This is a genomic window from Bradyrhizobium sp. Ken51, assembly GCF_055807435.1.
On sequence record NZ_JBVVPB010000009.1, the window covers coordinates 238,860 to 254,318 of the forward strand.

A 15,459-nucleotide genomic window follows, 5' to 3' on the forward strand; every position below is an offset into this window, starting at 1 on the left:
CCGCCGGCCGCGCCTTCGGATTTCTTAAACCGCCCCCGCCTTCTGCGCGTATTCCCACGATGCCTTCGACAGCGGCACGGTGCGCTTGGCTGACTCCAGCGCCTTGGCGTTTGCCGCGGTGCCGTCGCGGACGCGGCCGGCGATGCCTTGCGTGATGCCGGCGAGGCGGAACAGGTTGTAGGCGAAGTACCAGTTGAGATCAGGGACCGTCATCTTGGTGACGTTGCAATAGATCTGCGCGGCCTCTTCCACGCTCGGAATGTTGAGCGCCTTGAGGTCGGCGCCGTCCAGGCCGGGCATGACCCACTGCATCAACAGATAGGTGAAGTCGGCCATGGGATCGCCGAGTGTCGACAATTCCCAATCGAGCACGGCCTGCACGCGCGGTTCCGTCGCATGGAAAATCATGTTGTCGAGGCGATAGTCGCCGTGGACGATCGAGATGCGCGCCTGCTCCGGCACGGTCTTCGGCAGCCATTCAGCGACCTTCTCAAACTCCGGAATGGTCTGGGTCTCGGACGCGCGGTACTGCTTGGTCCAGCGGTCGATCTGGCGCGCGAAATAATTGCCGGGCTTGCCGAAGTCGCCAAGACCGATCGCGGCGGGATCGAACATATGGAGCTTGGCCAGCGTCTCGATCTTGCTGGTGAAGATCTTTCGACGATCTTCCGGCGTCTGGCTCGGCAGCGTCGGATCCCAGAACACCCGGCCGTCTTCCATCGACATGATGTAGAAGGCCGAACCGATGATGCTGTCGTCCTGGCACAGCGCATAGGCCTTCGCGACCGGAAAACCCTGTTTTCCCAGTGCCGCGATCACGCGATATTCGCGATCGACCGCATGCGCCGACGGCAACAATTTGCCGAACGGCTTTCTACGCATCACATAGGAGCGGTTCGGCGTATCGAGCCGGTAGGTCGGGTTGGACTGGCCACCCCTAAACTGGAGGACGACCAGCGGTCCCTCATAGCCTTCGACGTTGTCGCGCATCCAGGCTTCGAGCCGCATCTCGTCGATACGATGACGCTCCTCGACCGGCTTGGTGCCCGAGAATTCTTCGTCTTTCCTGACGCCGTCAGCCACGATGACGCTCCCTCTTCAGTCCGAACATGATCCTAATCGGTAACCCCCAGCGCACTTGCGTCAAGCGGTCATCCGATCACGGATCATGTTCTGTCGTTTCTTCAAATCGGGAGCGCCAGCATGCTCTCCCGCTTAATGACTGGAAGAGTTTGCATACTTCCGAACCTCGAGCCTGGCAATGGCGCGATTGTGCACCTCGTCCGGGCCGTCGGCGAGACGGAGCGTGCGGATGTGAGCGTAGTCCTTGGCAAGGCCGGCTTCGTCCGAGACGCCTGCACCGCCGAAGGCCTGGATCGCCTCGTCGATGATCTTCAGCGCCATGTTGGGAGCTGCGACCTTGATCATGGCGATTTCGGCCTGCGCGGTCTTGTTGCCGACCTTGTCCATCATGTCGGCGGCCTTGAGGCACAACAGCCGCGTCATCTCGATATTGGTGCGGGCTTCGCCGATGCGCTGCTCCCACACAGAATGCTCGACGATCCGCTTGCCGAAGGCCGTGCGCGAGGTGAGCCGCTTCACCATCTTCTCCAGCGCCTCCTCGGCCTTGCCGATGGTGCGCATGCAGTGATGGATGCGGCCGGGACCGAGGCGGCCCTGCGCGATCTCGAAGCCGCGGCCTTCGCCGAGCAGGATGTTCTCCTTCGGCACCCGCACGTTCTCGAGCAGCACCTGGGCGTGGCCATGCGGCGCGTCGTCGAAGCCGAACACGGGCAGCATCTTCTCGACCTTGATGCCGGGGGTGTCGAGCGGAACCAGGATCTGCGACTGTTGCTGATGCTTGGCCGCCTTGAAATCGGTCTTGCCCATCAGGATCGCGATCTTGCAACGGGGATCGCCGACGCCCGACGACCACCATTTGCGGCCGTTGATGACGTAATGGTCGCCGTCGCGCGCGATGCTGGTCTCGATGTTGGTGGCATCGGACGAGGCCACGGCCGGCTCCGTCATCAGGAAGGCCGAGCGGATCTCGCCGTCCATCAGCGGACGCAGCCATTTGCGCTTCTGCTCCTTGGAGCCGTAGCGCATGAACACTTCCATGTTGCCGGTGTCGGGCGCGGAACAGTTGAAGACTTCCGAAGCCCAGGAGATGTGGCCCATCTGCTCGGAGAGCAGCGCGTATTCGAGATTGGTCAGTCCCGCGCCGCGGAATTCGTCGTCCTCATGCTCGTTCGGCGGCATGAACATGTTCCAGAGGCCTTCGGCCTTCGCCTTCTTCTTGAGATCCTCGAGCACCGGGATCACCTTCCAGCGTTCGCCGCTGCGATCCTGCTCATCATAGACCGGCACCGCCGGGCGCACGTGCTTGGCCATGAAGGATTGCACGCGGTCGAGCCATTCCTTCTGCTTCGGCGACAGATCGAAATCCATGGGATGCTCCTCGTCTTTGCCAACTTGTTTTGGCGAAGTTGTTTTGGCGAACTTGTTTTGCGCCGGACTGTCCACCCGCATTGTGCGACCCGCAAGTGCGAATGCGCGACTTGCGGACGCTGCGGAACCGGTTCGCGCGTTTGCGAACGAGTCCCGATTGCGGATTGACTTTCCCGGCCTTCAAACGATAGTTTCATACAACTGTTTGAATTGCAACTCCCTCCAAGAGGGGCTCCTATGGCCAGCGATCATACCCGGACTGCCATTCTCGCCGCCGCCGAGCGGCTCTATGCCGATCGCGGGTTCGGCGACGTGACGCTGCGCGACATCGTCGCGGAGGCCAGTGTCAACCTCGCGGCGGTGAACTATCATTTCGGCTCGAAGGACGAGTTGATCGCGGAGCTGTTCGTGACACGCTCGATCGCCACCAACCGCGAGCGTTTGCGCGAATTGAAGGCGGCGGAAGAACAAGGCGGCGGCCGCGCGCCGATCGAGGTGATCCTGCATGCCCTGGTCGGCCCGACGCTGCGCGGCTGCCTTGGCCCCGAGAACCAGCGCTCGAGCGCGGCGCGCTTCATGATCCGCGCCTCGATCGAATCCGTGCCGCCGATCCGCCGCATCAAGAACCGCGAGATCGACCATTTGCGAAAGTTCGCCGGCGCGATGCGAAGGTCCCTGCCCGACCGCAGCGACGTCGATATCTATTGGGGCCTGAATTTCGCGCTCGCCATGGCGCACCACACCATCCGCGAGAGCGAACGGCTGACGAAATTGTCGGAAGGCAAATGCGATCTCGACGACGTCGATGACGTGGTCGCGCGCGTCGTCAGCGTAGCGACGATGGCGCTGACGGCGGGACGGATGGAGACGAAGGCGCCGTCAAGGGTGGCGGCACGCTAACCTCACATCATCGCGATGCAGTCGATCTCGACGTCGAAGGGGCCGAACCATTCCGGCGTGCAGACGAAGATCCGCGCCGGCGGATCGTGTGGGAAATAGCGCGCATAGACGGCGTTGAACGCCGCGAAGTGTTTTGTCGAGGTGCAGTAGACGTTGCACTTCATGACATTGTCGAGGCTCGCGCCCGCCGTCTGGAGGCACAGCTTCATCTGCTCCATGATCAATTCGCTCTGTCGTTCGATCGGCACTTCCGCGATCTCGCCCGTCTCGGGGTCGAACGGCGGCAGACCGGCGACGAAGATCATGTTGCCGGCGCGCGTGACCGGCGAGACCGGAGCGTTCCGGCGGTCGAGGAATGTCGAAATCGGTTCGACGCGGAGCGCTTCGCGTTTCATTTCAAGTTTCACGGGCGGCCACCTTCGGTGCAAGCGAGATGACGGCTTGCTACATCATTGTGCAGCCGTCATGCTTCGCTTCTGATCGAAGTGTGCCCGCCGAGCCGGCTAGGCGTGCTGCGGCATCTCCTCGGCCTCTTCCTTGGCGAGCAGCAGCAGCATCTCGATGCCCATGTCGCCTTCCTGCGGCGAGCGGATGAACTTTATTTCGTCGGCGCTTTGCCGCAATGCGGCAACGATCGCGACGGCCTGGTTGGCCGTTGCCGCCTCGGTCGCCAGAATTGCCTTCTGGTTCTTGGCTTGAAACCCGATCGTGTAGGACATGCGTTCCCTCCCGGACTGAGTGGATGGATCGAATCTGAGTCGCGCGCGGAGCGGAAGCCTGTGTGAGTACGGACCGGGATTATCTGGGGATGGCCCGCAAGCCTCAGGCAAGCCCGAGCATCGCGCGGGCCTCGTTGGCGGTCGCGACGCTCGCCCCCAGGCTCTTGACGATGCCGGCGGCATGCGCGACCAGCTCGGCATTGGTCTTCGCCGGCACGCCCTTGGACATATAGAGATTGTCCTCCATGCCGACGCGGACGTGGCCGCCGAGCAAATAGGCCTGCGCCACCATCGGGAATTCAGCGCGACCGATCCCGAAGCCGGACCAGATCGCGCCCGGCGGCAACAGGCTGCGGGCATAGAACATCGTCTCGGGCGTGGCGGAGAAGCCGTACTTGACGCCGAGCACGAGCGAGAACAGGCCCGGTCCTTTCAGCGTGCCATCGGCAAGGAGGTCACGGGCGAGATGACAGTCGCCAGAATCGAACAGCTCGATCTCCGGCAGCACGCCGACCACCTTCATCCGCTCGGCCATGATGCGGACGTTGCGCGGCGTGTTGATCACGACCTCGCCGCCCGAATTCATGGTGTTGAGGTCGAGCGTGCAGATGTCGGGCTTGAGCAGCTCGATATGCTCGACGCGCTTTTCGGGGGGCAGCAGCGTGGTGCCGGGACCGGCGACGCGGGGGTCCTCGATCGAAGGCACGAAGCGACCGCCGGGGCCGGTCGTGAGGTTGATGACGAGACTCTTGCTGCGGGCGCGAATGCGATCCACGACATCGCGATAGAGATCGATCTCCATCGAGGGCCGCCCCGTCGCGGGATCGCGGACATGGATATGGGCGATGGCGGCGCCGGCTTCGGCCGCTTCCAGCGCCGATGTCGCGATCTGCTCGGGCGTGATCGGCAGATGCGGCGACTGCTCGGGCTTTGTGAGATTGCCCGTGATGGCACAGGTGATGATGGTCTTGGACGAGGTCATGCGTGCTGTCCCTTGCCAGTCAACGAGCAGCTAGATGATACCCTGCTGCTTCAGTGTCTCGATCTTGCCGGCATCATAGCCGAGCTTGCCGGCGAGCACCTCCTGGGTGTGCTCACCGAGCAGCGGCGGGGCGCGGTAATCCTTGATCGGGGTTTCCGAGAGCGTCAGCGCGTTGCGGATCAGCGAGAGATCGGGCTGGAAGGGATGGTCGACCTTCACCCGCATGCCGCGCGACTGGACGTGCGGATCCGAAAACACCTGCTCGAAATTGTTGATCGGGCCCGAGGGCACGCCGGCCTCCTCCAGCTTGTCCAGCCAGTAGGCCACCGGCTGCTTCAGGAACAGGCCGGCGAAGATCGCCATGATCTCCTTGCCGTGCACGACGCGGTCGTTGTTCTTGACGAAGCGCTTGTCACTCGCAAGCTCGGGCGCGCCGAGCACGGCGCAGGTGCGCTGGAACTGGCCGTCATTGCCGACCACCAGCATCAGCTCGCCGTCGGTGCATCGAAACACGCCGGCCGGCATGCCGCCATTGCCCCAGGTGCCGCGGCGCGGCGGCGTCTTGCCGTTGACGAGGTAGATCTGCAGCCAGTGCGACAGCGACGCGATCACGGTGTCGAACAGGCAGACGTCGATGTGCTGTCCCACGCCGTCATTGGCGTCGCGATGATAGAGCGCCGAGAGAATCCCGATCGAGGTATTCATGCCGGTCATGTAGTCGACGATCGACGGGCCGACCTTCATCGGGCCCTCGCCGGGCTCGCCGTCGATATGGCCGGTGACACTCATCAGGCCGCCCATCGCCTGCAGGATGGCGTCATAGCCGGCGCGCGGCGCATAGGGGCCGGTCTGGCCGAAGCCCGTCACCGAGCAATAGATAATGCCGGGATTGATCGCCTTGATGGTCTCGTAGTCGAGGCCGTAGCGCTTGAGATCGCCGACCTTGTAGTTCTCCATGAAGACGTCGACGTCCTTGGCGAGCTCGCGGATGATCGCCTGCCCTTCAGGCTTGGCGATGTTGACCGTGACCGACTTCTTGTTGCGGTTGGCGCAGAGGTAAAACGAGTTGTTGTTGTTGGCCTTGCCATCAGGATCGGTCAGATAGGGCGGGCCGAAGGCGCGCGCGTCGTCACCGGTGCCCGGCCGCTCGATCTTGATCACCTCCGCGCCCAAATCGCCCAGCATCTGGGCCGACAAGGGCCCGGCAAGTACGCGGGTGAGGTCAAGGATCTTGATGCCTGAGAGCGGCAGGGCCGACATGTCGAATTCCTCCGGGAACTGGATATTGGCGCGGCGGCGAGATCGCGGGACGCGCTCCCTGCGGATACACTATTTTGGCGTTCCGAGCACTGCACTGGCGGCATACGGCTATCCCCCCGCCCGCCCGGCGCAGGTCACCTGCGCGGTGAATTTCCGCAGCGCGAATATTCACAGGTCGCGGCCGCTGCAGCCACCTGCGGCCGCCGGCGGCCGAGCAGGACCAGGATCAGCACCGTGGCGCAGGAGCAGACGAAGGTGAGACCGAGCGCGCCGCGGCTGCCGAACTGGGTGAGCAGGCCGACAAGGAGCGGCGGCGAGACCGCGGATGCGAGATTGAGCGGCAGCGCGATCATCGACATCGCCTTGGCGAACTCTGTCTGATCGTAGAACACGAGCGGGATCGTCGCCCGCGCCACCGCCATCGCACCGCTGCCGGCGCCATAGAGCAGGATGAAGGTCGCAACCGCCCAGGTCGCGCCCTCGCTGGTCATCAGCAGCAGCATGGCGACCGGGAGCGCCGTGCCGGCGACGAGCCCGGTCGTGATTCCATCCCACCGCCCTCCGCCGAGAAAATCGAGCCCGCGGGCGCTGACCTGGATCACGCCCAGCATCGAGCCGAACGCAAGTGCCTGCGCCGGGGGAAGCCCCTCTGCCCTCAACAACTCGATCATGATGGCGCCGATGCCGAAATTGACGAAGGCATTGAGCGTGATCGCGGCGACGACGAGGCTGAACGTGCTCCTGGGAATCGCAGGCGGCGGCGATGACTTCACCGGCTCTCCGCCACGATCACCGACGATTTTCCGGCGCGGTACAAAGAAAGCATAGAGCGGAAGGTTGATGAGGAGCATCATGGCCGCATAGACGAGGCACGTCCCGCGCCAGCCGAGCAGACCGCTGAGGAACGATGTCGTTGGCCAGAAGATGCTGCTCGACAGGCCCGTCACCAGCATCAGCGCGCCGATGGCGTTCTTGGCCTGCCGCCCGGCGACCTCGTTCAGCATGATATAGGCGCCGGTCGAAAGCGTGGCGCTGCCGGCAGTGCCGAGGACGATCCAGGCAGCGAAATACAGTATCGGCTCGCGCGCGAGGGACAGCAGGATGAAGCCCGGCGCGGTGAGGACCGTGCCTGAGATCATCACCTTTCGTGCGCCGTGCCGCGCAAACGACTTGGCGAGCCAGGGCGCGCACAGGCCCATCGAGACATAGAGAACGGACGTCCCGGCGAACACCGCCGGCAGGCTCATGCCGAGATCGGCCGCGAGATCGCGGCCGACAATGGCGGGAAGACCTATCGTACCCCACCCGACAAGCTGGGAGACCGCAAGCACCAGCAGGACCCCGATGAGCCTGCTGTCAGATTTCAAGAACCGCATTCCAACCGTCGCCTGCCCGCCAGGCGCAGATCACGCCCGTGACGCCAGTCTTACCCGGAGACTCAGCGTACGGAAACGCCGGCCGTCGAATGGCAGCAGGCGGCCGGGAGCATGTCAGGAGGCGGCAGGAGCTCCCTGCCCCGCGAGCCCGAGCAGGGATCGCGCCTCGGCCGCAGTCGCCACGCGCCGGCCGTGGCGCGCCACAGCCTCACCGGCGATGGCCACGAGCTCCGCGTTGCTGGCGGCGAGGCGTGCCTTGTCGATCCTGATATTGTCCTCGAGCCCGGTGCGGACCGCATCGGCGCCCCGCGCGAGCGCCCAGCCCATGACCTCGGCCTGGTGGCGTCCGATCCCGGCTGCCGTCCACGTCGCCTTCGGGATCAGCCGCCTGAGCTCGCCCAGCAGGATGTCGAGCACATGCTCGTCCGCGGGCATGGCGTTCTTGACGCCCATGACGAACTGAACGTGCGGACGCTGGTCGATCAGCCCCGCCTCGATCAGACGGCGGGCACCATGCAGATGCGACAGATCGAAGATTTCGATTTCCGGCCGGATACCATTCGCCTTCATCCCGGTGGCGAGCATCTCGACCAGAGCAGCGCCGTTCTCGTAGACGATGGTCGGAAAGTTCACCGATCCCGTGGACAGCGAGGCCATGTCCGGCTTCAGGTAGAGCGACGATCCGCGCGCCGAGGGATCTCGGCCCCGCCCGCCGGTCGAGAACTGAACGATCATGTCAGGACAGTGCTTCCTGATCCCCGCCTGCACCGCGGCGAAACGCTCGGGATCGGAGGATGGCGTCTCGTCATCGTTGCGAACATGGATATGGGCAAGCGTGGCACCGGCTTCGAAGGCCTGGTGCGTCGACTCGATCTGTTCGGACGGCAGGATCGGGACCGCGGGATTGTCCTTCTTGCGCGGAACGGAGCCGGTGATGGCGACAGCGACGACGACGGGGTTCATTCTGCAACCTCATGATGATCGCGCTCGCGCGCGGAATTCGAGCAGGCAGTTAGGTAACGCCTCACACCCTGCCGCTGCAACCGTCCTCGATCGCAGCGGCATGGCTTCCTTGCGTACCCGTCAGGTCGGAATTGCGGCCGCACCGCTCGCCACCTCCGCACGCTGCCGCTCATAGTCTGCCCGCGGCATCGGAACGGCGTTGGGATTGCCGAGATCGTCGATCCTGACCCGATAGGTCTCCCGGGCCGTGACGGCGGCGAGCGCTGCGATGACAGTGATGCCGAAGGCGATCGCCCCCACAGTCAGGGGAATGTTGGCCGAGCCGGGAGGCGCCACGGTCGCAAACAAGGCCGGAAGCAATGCGGTGATGGTCGTGCCGATGTTCTGCGAGATCGCCATCGCCGACACGCGGGTGCGGGTCGGAAACAGTTCGGGGTAGAAGCTCGGGAAGATCGCGTTGTAGCCCTGATAGACCACGCCCCACATCAACAGCGACAGCAGGATCGCCAGCGGCACGTTCCTGATGCTGATGGCATAGAGATAACCGAAAGCCAGCACGCCCGAGAGCAGCGCACCGACGACGATCGGAGGCTTGCGGCCGACCTTGTCGGAGAGATTGCCGACGAAGGGAATGACGAACACGGCCAGCATGTTTCCGAGCACGGGGATCCAGAGATAGACGTCCTTGGCAAAACCGATGCCGTAGGCTGGCTGCACCGCATAGGCCGCACCGAAGATGGTCGCAACCACCGGGATGACATTCATCAGTGCCATGCAGATGACCCTGAGCATGTCGCGCCAGCTCAGTTTGATGGCCTGGACGATGGGCGCCCGCGGCGTTTCTCCCCGTTCGCCCTCGCGGGCAAAGGCAGGGGTCTCGTCGACTTCGCGACGAATGATGTAGCCCGCGACGATGACGAAGAAGCTGAGCAGGAAGGGAATCCGCCAGCCCCAGCTGTTGAAGGCCTCGGTCGGCATGTAGGCCGCCAGCGGCAGGAACACCGCGGCCGCGAGAATTTGCCCGGCCTGCACGCCCTGAAGCGCAAAGCTTGCATAGAAGCCGCGCCGGCCGAACGGCGCGTGCTCCAGAATCATCGAGCTCGCGCCAGAGATTTCACCGGCCACGGCAAATCCCTGCACGAGGCGCAGCATGACGAGCAGGATCGGCGCCAGGATACCGACCTGATGATAAGTCGGCAGGATACCGACCGCCATGGTCGAGATGCCCATCAGGAACATGCAGACGATGAGAACGGTCTTGCGGCCATGGGTGTCGCCCCAATGTCCCAGCACGAAGGCGCCGATGGGACGAGCCACATAGCCGACGCCATAAGTCGCCAACGACGCAACGATCGCGACGGTTGGATTCTCCGACGGGAAGAAGATTTGCGGGAAGATCAGCGACGCGGCGGTCGCGTAGATGAAGAAGTCATAATATTCGAGAGCTGACCCGATCCAGCCGCTGGCAGCGGCCTTCCTGGACTGACTCATGTGTCGGATCGCAGTCATCTCAAGTTTCCTCCCTTGGGTTTTGCTGACGTCCCGTTGACGGGCTTCGCTCAAAATTGGGCAGCACTCTCCGGCCGCTCTGCGGAGTTTCGCGAGCGCTTGTCATTGCCGATGGGTGTCTGCTTGGTGGGGACGATAGGCTTTCGCCGGGCTAACACAATTACCCCGTTATGCGACAAACCTAACATGATGTTATTTGCGCGCGAGACGTCCCGGCGAACACCGCCGGCAGGCTCATGCCGAGATCGGCCGAGAGATTGCGTCCGGCGATGGCGGGGTGGGAGGCAGTTGACATTGGACCATTACATGGTCCATTTTATCGAAATTGAGGAAAGACAATGAGATGCGGGTCTCCGTCACCGACGCAAAAGGACAATTGACCGATCTTGTCCGCCGCGCAGAGGCTGGCGACGAGGTGATCCTGACGCGGCATGGACATCCCGCGGTGCGGCTCGTCCCGGTCAAGCTTGCGCCGGACCGCGCCGCCCGCCGGACCGTGCTCGAGGCGGCGCGAAGGACCGGCGGGGCCAAAGCTATCCCCGGACCGACCGCCGCGCGCAGTCAGGACTTTCTTTTCGGCGATGACGGACTGCCGGAATGATCGCAGTCGACACCTCCGCGCTGATGGCGATCGTGCTCGACGAACCGCAAGCCGATGCTTGCATCACCGCACTGGAGACCGCCGACGAAATCCTGATCTCGGCCGCCTCCGTTGCAGAAAGCCTGATCGTCGCGGCACGGCGGGGCGTCGACGAAGAGATGAACAGGCTGATCAACGATCTCGGTTTGAACGTGATCTCGGTGACCCAAGCTTCGGCCGAACGCGTGGCGCAGATCTACTCGCGTTGGGGCAAAGGCATTCGTCCCGCCGGTCTCAACTTTGGTGATTGCTTCGCCTACGATGTCGCCAAGGAGCATGGCTGCGCACTTCTTTACGTCGGCGACGACTTTGCCAAGACGGATATCGTTGCGGCGGCGTAAGTCGACGACTGCCGGGCGGCAACCTACCGGCCGAACGGAAAAGCCACGGAGCAGCCGTCAGGCTGTATGGCCGGGATCGACGTGCTTCGGCGTTTTCTTATCGCGTTGGGGCGTCATCTTGGCCGGATCCGGCGCATCCGGCACACCGCGCGGCCCGAGCTGATCACGCTGAATGTCGTCTTCGGAGCGGGAGGGTTCAATGCCGTTCGGCTCCCGGGGCTTGGTCATCGCAGGCTCCTGAAGTGTTCTGCTCAAAGTGTCTCATCAAATTCCCAGCGCGTTCTCGCCGGCTTCGCGGCCGGGCACGCTGACATGGACTTCGTGTCCCTCGCGAAGCGCCAGCGATGCTGCGGCCACCGCCGATTCGAACGCGGCTTCCTTGGTGGAGTATCTGTTCTTGACATCGCCGTCGTGCAGCACGCCCCATTCGTCCTGCACCGGCACGATCGTGTATTGAGCAAGGCCCATGGTGTAACTCCTCGAGATCTATCGCTGCGTGAGTTGCGGGTGCGCGGCCGTCACGCGCCACACCGTGTTGCCGCTGTCATCGGCGACCAACAGCGCGCCGGTCTTGTCGATGGCGACGCCGACGGGCCGCCCGCGCGCCTGGTTGTCGCTGTTGAGGAAGCCGGTGACGACATCCTGCGGCGGGCCGCTCGGCTTGCCGTCCGTGAACGGCACGAACACCACCTTGTAGCCGTTCAAGACCTGCCTGTTCCAACTGCCGTGCTCGCCGACGAAGGCGCCGCCGCGATAGGCGGCCGGCAAACTCGCGCTTGTGTTGAAGGCCATTCCAAGCGGCGCGACATGCGAGCTCAGTGCATAGTCAGGCACGATCGCCCTGGCGACGAGATCAGGACGCTGCGGCTGGACGCGGGGATCGACATGCTGGCCGTAATAGCTGTAGGGCCAGCCATAGAAGCCGCCGTCCTTCACCGACGTCATGTAGTCCGGTACGAGATCGGGACCGAGTTCGTCGCGCTCGTTCACCACCGTCCACAACGCCCCGGTCTGCGGCTCGAAGCTGAGGCCGTTGGGATTGCGCAAGCCGCTTGCGAAGATGCGCCAGCGGCCGCTGGCACGGTCGATCTCGAGAATGGCGGCGCGATTGTGCTCGGCCTCCATGCCGTTCTCGGTGATGTTGCTGTTGGAGCCGACGCCGGCATAGAGCTTTGAACCGTCGGGGCTCGCGACCAGGCTCTTGGTCCAGTGATGGTCGATCGGTCCGCCCGGCAGCGGCGTCAGCACCGTACCCGGAGCGGTGATCTTCGTGTCACCCTCCGTGTAAGGATATCTGACGATCGCATCGGTGTTGGCGACATAGAGATCGTTGCCGACCAGCGCGACGCCGAACGGCGAGTTGAGATGGTCGAGGAAGACGCTTTGCGTATCCGGCACGCCGTCGCCGTTGCTGTCGCGCAGCAGCGTGATGCGGTTGCTCTCGCCGGTGTCGCCGCCGGATGTCGCCCAGGACTCGATGTATCCCATCACGATTTCCTTGGGGCGCTTGATCGGAGCGCCCTTCGGCGCCTTGGATTCCACCACCAGCACGTCGCCATTGGGAAGCACGTAAAGGAATCGGGGGTGCTGCAATCCGGTCGCGAAGGACTTGGCCTGCAAGCCCTGCGCAACGGCCGGGGTCTCGTCCTTTTTCCAGCCGACGATACGGGCGATGTGCATCGGCGGCAGCAGATATTGCTGGATCTCGGGAAGCGTCGGGTTGGCGCCGGTTTGCGCCTTCGGATCGCCACTGCCGTCATTGCAGCCGGCGAGAGACAGCAGAGAAGCGCACAACAGCGCCCGAGCGATTGCGGAGTTCATCGGGCAACTCCCACGCCGTGGCGATACACCATGGCCCAGCCGAGCCAACCGGTGACCGGCAGGATCAATACGGTGATGGCTGACAGAATGAGCCCGGTCGGCCACACCGAGGTCCAGGCATCGCGCGTGTGGATCAATGCATTGACGATGGCGAGGACCAGCGCCAGCGCGTTGCCGATCAGATGCGGCCAGGCCGGCGGCTGCGCCCGCACCAGGCGGTTGCTGAGGAAATCGGTCAGGCCCGCGATGGCCGCGAGCACGCCGAAGATGACGCCGACCACCAGAAGCCAGGCGGAAAAATCCGCCCACATGATCTCGGCACTGACGACATAGGCGATGTCGGTCAGCAGCGCTCCGATGAAGCAAGCGATCGGGATCGGCACCAGCATCGGATGAATCGGATGGCCTGCGATTTGCGCGGTCGAGCGCACACGCACGTTATCTTGCACGGTTGGCCTCTTGTCAGATCGCCGCCCCTCCCCGGTGGAAAACACCCGCTTCCAACGAAGGTTCCTGATGGTGGACCAGGCGCCGCCGTACCTCAACAGCGCTGCGGCCTCGAAGCACTCACGAGAAACCCCTTGCCGCTCCGAGCCTCGAGATGAACCTGCCCTTCAGGAGACGGCGCCTCCTTCAATCCAGCCTCGAAGCTTGACGGCGTCTCACGGGCGCCAGACCGAGCAGATCGAATCCCAAAGCCGGCCGAACGCCGCACTCATCCACGAGACGATCCGCACCGAGGGTGAGCCGGAGCTGGAGCGGCGATGGTGGGCCATCGTGCTGTCTGGCCTCGCCGCCGGTCTTTCGATTGGATTGTCCCTGATCGTCCAGGCGAGTTTCACGCGCTGATTTCCGACGAGGCCACCCGGAGACGCCAAATCGGTCAAGCGAGATGCATTAATTGGTTCGGGAGTGGCAGTGACTGACAAGCCCATCGTTCTGAGGAAACGTGGCTCTGGGGAACGTGGAACTTCCCAGCCCCGCGTATGTTGTGGGCGATGAGTGATGCGGCGGCCAGCACAAGGCGGGCCGCCATTGCTTACGCACGATGCCCATCATCGAACTCAGGAGCCGGAAATGAGCCGCGGAATGCCATCGATGACCGCCCTCTTGGGTATGCTCGCAATCGCCGGTTATCAAAATCGGGACAAGCTCGGCGACATGTTCCGCAATGCTACCTCCGGTCAGCCGTCGGGTGCCAAGGATTCGCTGGGCGGCATGCTCGGCAATCTTGGCGGCCTTGTGGGAGGCGGCGGCGTCGGTTCGCTGCTGAACGGCGGGATCGGCGAGTTGCTCGAGCACTTCAAGCAGAACGGACAGGGCGATGCGGCTCAATCCTGGATCAATCAGGGGCCAAATCGCGAAGTCACCCCGCCCGAACTCCAGCAGGCTATCGGTCCGGACGTTCTTCAAAAGCTGGAGCAGCAGACCGGCCTGTCGCAGCAGGAGATCCTCGACCGATTGTCGCGCGAGCTTCCGGCAGCGGTGGACAAATACACGCCGGACGGACGTCTTCCGGCGCAATCCGCGGGATAGGCACTCCTCAAGACTCGAGAAAAGATATGAGCATCATCTGGACGATCATCATCGGTTTCATCGCAGGCGTCATCGCGAAGTTCATCATGCCTGGCGACAACGAGCCCTCGGGTTTCATCCTGACCACGATCCTGGGAATAGTGGGCGCGTTCGTTGCGACCTATCTTGGCCAATCTCTCGGCTGGTACCGGCCAGGAGAAGGCGCAGGGCTGGTGGGGGCAGTGGTAGGCGCCATCATCGTGCTTTTCATCTACGGTTTTGTGGCCGGTCGCAGCCGTCGGGCCATCTAACCACCGTGGACGGAATTCTTCGCGTTAGCGGAGAATTCGCCCGCCGCGAAAGGCGATCGGCAAGATGAAATGGATGCTCGTTGTCCTGGTAGGAGGCATGACCCCGGTCAACACCGACCTGGTTTTCGACAAGTTCGCCGACTGCCTTGCCGCCGAGGAGCAGATGCGAAAGCACTACACGGACGCTTTCGAGGCCTGGGACCGATGGGCGGCGGCGAATATCGAGCGACGACGCGAATACTCAAAGGTGCGCGACCTCCAGGCCAAACGGCTGCTCAGCAACATCGGTACCTGCGTTCCTCACGCAGGCGGCGAGGCCGCAGCGCCTCAGCAGCAGAGCAATCCGACACCTTCTCCTCAAGCCGCACCTACGCCGCAGCCAAGTCCGAAACCGTGACGTTTGAACGTTCCGAACAGGGGCGGTCGCAAACGAATGTTGCAATTGCTTTCGATACGCTCCGGACTTTGGAGGAGATCAGCATTGAGCGACAGGACGGGCAATGAACCTGCACCCTTGGTGCTTCTCGGCGTGGCAATCATCCCGATCATTGCAGTATTGGCGTGGTTCGCTTTTTAGGCTTTGAACCTTTTCCACGATCGCGCGTCATACAGTCGAAGCGTCCCTAAGCTTCACCCCTACCAGAAAGCCCCGCTTCCCCCAGGCGGGGTTT

20 protein-coding genes are annotated in these 15,459 nt (G+C 63.4%); 7 read left to right on the forward strand and 13 right to left on the reverse strand.

Translation table 11 applies throughout. The features are described from left to right. Positions 1 to 24 precede the first annotated feature (24 nt). Both AC0L27_RS18055 and AC0L27_RS18060 read right to left on the reverse strand, forming a co-directional pair. The gene (locus AC0L27_RS18055) at positions 25 to 1,083 is read right to left on the reverse strand and encodes a phosphotransferase family protein (RefSeq protein ID WP_354209236.1); all 1,059 of its coding nucleotides are present in this window, start codon (positions 1,081 to 1,083) and stop codon (positions 25 to 27) included. 132 nt (positions 1,084 to 1,215) lie between these two features. Continuing rightward, positions 1,216 to 2,451 carry an acyl-CoA dehydrogenase family protein gene (locus AC0L27_RS18060; RefSeq protein WP_275168169.1) on the reverse strand — a complete coding sequence of 412 codons (1,236 nt, stop codon included), beginning with the start codon at positions 2,449 to 2,451 and terminating at the stop codon, positions 1,216 to 1,218. A gap of 237 nt (positions 2,452 to 2,688) precedes the next feature. Here AC0L27_RS18060 and AC0L27_RS18065 point away from each other — a divergent pair, with 237 nt between their 5' ends. Then, the gene (locus tag AC0L27_RS18065; RefSeq protein WP_354209235.1) at positions 2,689 to 3,351 is read left to right on the forward strand and encodes a TetR/AcrR family transcriptional regulator; all 663 of its coding nucleotides are present in this window, start codon (positions 2,689 to 2,691) and stop codon (positions 3,349 to 3,351) included. A 2-nt stretch (positions 3,352 to 3,353) separates the two neighbouring features. On the opposite strand, the gene AC0L27_RS18070 is transcribed toward AC0L27_RS18065, so the two are convergent. The 7 genes from AC0L27_RS18070 to AC0L27_RS18100 all read right to left on the reverse strand — a co-directional run bounded on the left by AC0L27_RS18070 (position 3,354) and on the right by AC0L27_RS18100 (position 10,160). After that, positions 3,354 to 3,746: a RidA family protein gene (locus AC0L27_RS18070; protein WP_354209234.1), complete on the reverse strand. Its 393-nt coding sequence runs from the start codon at positions 3,744 to 3,746 to the stop codon at positions 3,354 to 3,356. 108 nt (positions 3,747 to 3,854) lie between these two features. Continuing rightward, on the reverse strand, positions 3,855 to 4,070 hold the full coding sequence (locus AC0L27_RS18075) for a hypothetical protein (RefSeq protein WP_007602925.1): 216 nt from the start codon (positions 4,068 to 4,070) through the stop codon (positions 3,855 to 3,857). 103 nt (positions 4,071 to 4,173) lie between these two features. Continuing rightward, positions 4,174 to 5,052 (reverse strand): beta-keto acid cleavage family enzyme, encoded by an 879-nt coding sequence (locus AC0L27_RS18080; RefSeq protein ID WP_354209233.1) that lies wholly within the window; start codon positions 5,050 to 5,052, stop codon positions 4,174 to 4,176. 30 nt (positions 5,053 to 5,082) lie between these two features. Then, the gene (locus AC0L27_RS18085) at positions 5,083 to 6,312 is read right to left on the reverse strand and encodes a CaiB/BaiF CoA transferase family protein (protein ID WP_354209232.1); all 1,230 of its coding nucleotides are present in this window, start codon (positions 6,310 to 6,312) and stop codon (positions 5,083 to 5,085) included. A 134-nt stretch (positions 6,313 to 6,446) separates the two neighbouring features. Then, on the reverse strand, positions 6,447 to 7,688 hold the full coding sequence (locus AC0L27_RS18090) for an MFS transporter (protein WP_354209230.1): 1,242 nt from the start codon (positions 7,686 to 7,688) through the stop codon (positions 6,447 to 6,449). A gap of 114 nt (positions 7,689 to 7,802) precedes the next feature. Then, complete coding sequence (locus AC0L27_RS18095) at positions 7,803 to 8,651, reverse strand: 3-oxoadipate:acetyl-CoA acetyltransferase (RefSeq protein WP_275168175.1); 849 nt, start codon at positions 8,649 to 8,651, stop codon at positions 7,803 to 7,805. A gap of 120 nt (positions 8,652 to 8,771) precedes the next feature. Further along, positions 8,772 to 10,160 carry an MFS transporter gene (locus AC0L27_RS18100; RefSeq protein ID WP_354209229.1) on the reverse strand — a complete coding sequence of 463 codons (1,389 nt, stop codon included), beginning with the start codon at positions 10,158 to 10,160 and terminating at the stop codon, positions 8,772 to 8,774. Between the two features lie 343 nt (positions 10,161 to 10,503). Between AC0L27_RS18100 and AC0L27_RS18105 the strand changes: the two genes are divergently transcribed. Beyond that, the gene (locus AC0L27_RS18105; RefSeq protein ID WP_007611675.1) at positions 10,504 to 10,761 is read left to right on the forward strand and encodes a type II toxin-antitoxin system Phd/YefM family antitoxin; all 258 of its coding nucleotides are present in this window, start codon (positions 10,504 to 10,506) and stop codon (positions 10,759 to 10,761) included. Then, positions 10,758 to 11,141 carry a type II toxin-antitoxin system VapC family toxin gene (locus AC0L27_RS18110; RefSeq protein ID WP_275168178.1) on the forward strand — a complete coding sequence of 128 codons (384 nt, stop codon included), beginning with the start codon at positions 10,758 to 10,760 and terminating at the stop codon, positions 11,139 to 11,141. Before AC0L27_RS18105 ends, AC0L27_RS18110 begins: the two co-directional genes overlap by 4 nt. Positions 11,142 to 11,198: 57 nt before the next feature. On the opposite strand, the gene AC0L27_RS18115 is transcribed toward AC0L27_RS18110, so the two are convergent. Genes AC0L27_RS18115 through AC0L27_RS18130 form a run of 4 tightly spaced genes read right to left on the reverse strand, consistent with a single transcriptional unit; the run spans position 11,199 to position 13,411 of the window. Beyond that, entirely contained in the window at positions 11,199 to 11,369 is a 171-nt protein-coding gene (locus AC0L27_RS18115; RefSeq protein WP_219683770.1) for a hypothetical protein, read from the reverse strand. 36 nt (positions 11,370 to 11,405) lie between these two features. Continuing rightward, entirely contained in the window at positions 11,406 to 11,609 is a 204-nt protein-coding gene (locus AC0L27_RS18120; protein ID WP_007611681.1) for a hypothetical protein, read from the reverse strand. A gap of 18 nt (positions 11,610 to 11,627) precedes the next feature. Further along, positions 11,628 to 12,962, reverse strand: coding sequence for a PQQ-dependent sugar dehydrogenase (locus tag AC0L27_RS18125; RefSeq protein WP_354209228.1), 1,335 nt, complete (start codon positions 12,960 to 12,962; stop codon positions 11,628 to 11,630). Continuing rightward, entirely contained in the window at positions 12,959 to 13,411 is a 453-nt protein-coding gene (locus AC0L27_RS18130) for a DUF2231 domain-containing protein (RefSeq protein ID WP_354209227.1), read from the reverse strand. The genes AC0L27_RS18125 and AC0L27_RS18130 overlap by 4 nt, the downstream gene beginning before the upstream one ends. 202 nt (positions 13,412 to 13,613) lie before the next feature. Here AC0L27_RS18130 and AC0L27_RS18135 point away from each other — a divergent pair, with 202 nt between their 5' ends. From AC0L27_RS18135 to AC0L27_RS18150, 4 genes are all read left to right on the forward strand, one after another. Next, complete coding sequence (locus AC0L27_RS18135; protein ID WP_354209226.1) at positions 13,614 to 13,811, forward strand: hypothetical protein; 198 nt, start codon at positions 13,614 to 13,616, stop codon at positions 13,809 to 13,811. A gap of 228 nt (positions 13,812 to 14,039) precedes the next feature. Continuing rightward, the gene (locus AC0L27_RS18140; protein WP_473319883.1) at positions 14,040 to 14,498 is read left to right on the forward strand and encodes a YidB family protein; all 459 of its coding nucleotides are present in this window, start codon (positions 14,040 to 14,042) and stop codon (positions 14,496 to 14,498) included. Between the two features lie 26 nt (positions 14,499 to 14,524). Next, positions 14,525 to 14,788, forward strand: a complete 264-nt coding sequence (locus AC0L27_RS18145; RefSeq protein ID WP_354209225.1) for a GlsB/YeaQ/YmgE family stress response membrane protein — start codon at positions 14,525 to 14,527, stop codon at positions 14,786 to 14,788. 64 nt (positions 14,789 to 14,852) lie between these two features. Beyond that, complete coding sequence (locus AC0L27_RS18150; protein WP_354209224.1) at positions 14,853 to 15,185, forward strand: hypothetical protein; 333 nt, start codon at positions 14,853 to 14,855, stop codon at positions 15,183 to 15,185. The last annotated feature ends 274 nt before the right edge of the window (positions 15,186 to 15,459 follow it).

Coding starts and splice junctions, on each gene's coding strand:
- AC0L27_RS18060 (WP_275168169.1), bottom strand. CDS start 2,451: ATGGATTTCGATCTGTCGCCGAAGCAGAAGGAATGGCTCGACCGCGTG.
- AC0L27_RS18065 (WP_354209235.1), top strand. CDS start 2,689: ATGGCCAGCGATCATACCCGGACTGCCATTCTCGCCGCCGCCGAGCGG.
- AC0L27_RS18070 (WP_354209234.1), bottom strand. CDS start 3,746: ATGAAACGCGAAGCGCTCCGCGTCGAACCGATTTCGACATTCCTCGAC.
- AC0L27_RS18075 (WP_007602925.1), bottom strand. CDS start 4,070: ATGTCCTACACGATCGGGTTTCAAGCCAAGAACCAGAAGGCAATTCTG.
- AC0L27_RS18080 (WP_354209233.1), bottom strand. CDS start 5,052: ATGACCTCGTCCAAGACCATCATCACCTGTGCCATCACGGGCAATCTC.
- AC0L27_RS18085 (WP_354209232.1), bottom strand. CDS start 6,312: ATGTCGGCCCTGCCGCTCTCAGGCATCAAGATCCTTGACCTCACCCGC.
- AC0L27_RS18090 (WP_354209230.1), bottom strand. CDS start 7,688: ATGCGGTTCTTGAAATCTGACAGCAGGCTCATCGGGGTCCTGCTGGTG.
- AC0L27_RS18095 (WP_275168175.1), bottom strand. CDS start 8,651: ATGAACCCCGTCGTCGTCGCTGTCGCCATCACCGGCTCCGTTCCGCGC.
- AC0L27_RS18100 (WP_354209229.1), bottom strand. CDS start 10,160: ATGACTGCGATCCGACACATGAGTCAGTCCAGGAAGGCCGCTGCCAGC.
- AC0L27_RS18105 (WP_007611675.1), top strand. CDS start 10,504: ATGCGGGTCTCCGTCACCGACGCAAAAGGACAATTGACCGATCTTGTC.
- AC0L27_RS18110 (WP_275168178.1), top strand. CDS start 10,758: ATGATCGCAGTCGACACCTCCGCGCTGATGGCGATCGTGCTCGACGAA.
- AC0L27_RS18115 (WP_219683770.1), bottom strand. CDS start 11,369: ATGACCAAGCCCCGGGAGCCGAACGGCATTGAACCCTCCCGCTCCGAA.
- AC0L27_RS18120 (WP_007611681.1), bottom strand. CDS start 11,609: ATGGGCCTTGCTCAATACACGATCGTGCCGGTGCAGGACGAATGGGGC.
- AC0L27_RS18125 (WP_354209228.1), bottom strand. CDS start 12,962: ATGAACTCCGCAATCGCTCGGGCGCTGTTGTGCGCTTCTCTGCTGTCT.
- AC0L27_RS18140 (WP_473319883.1), top strand. CDS start 14,040: ATGAGCCGCGGAATGCCATCGATGACCGCCCTCTTGGGTATGCTCGCA.
- AC0L27_RS18145 (WP_354209225.1), top strand. CDS start 14,525: ATGAGCATCATCTGGACGATCATCATCGGTTTCATCGCAGGCGTCATC.
- AC0L27_RS18150 (WP_354209224.1), top strand. CDS start 14,853: ATGAAATGGATGCTCGTTGTCCTGGTAGGAGGCATGACCCCGGTCAAC.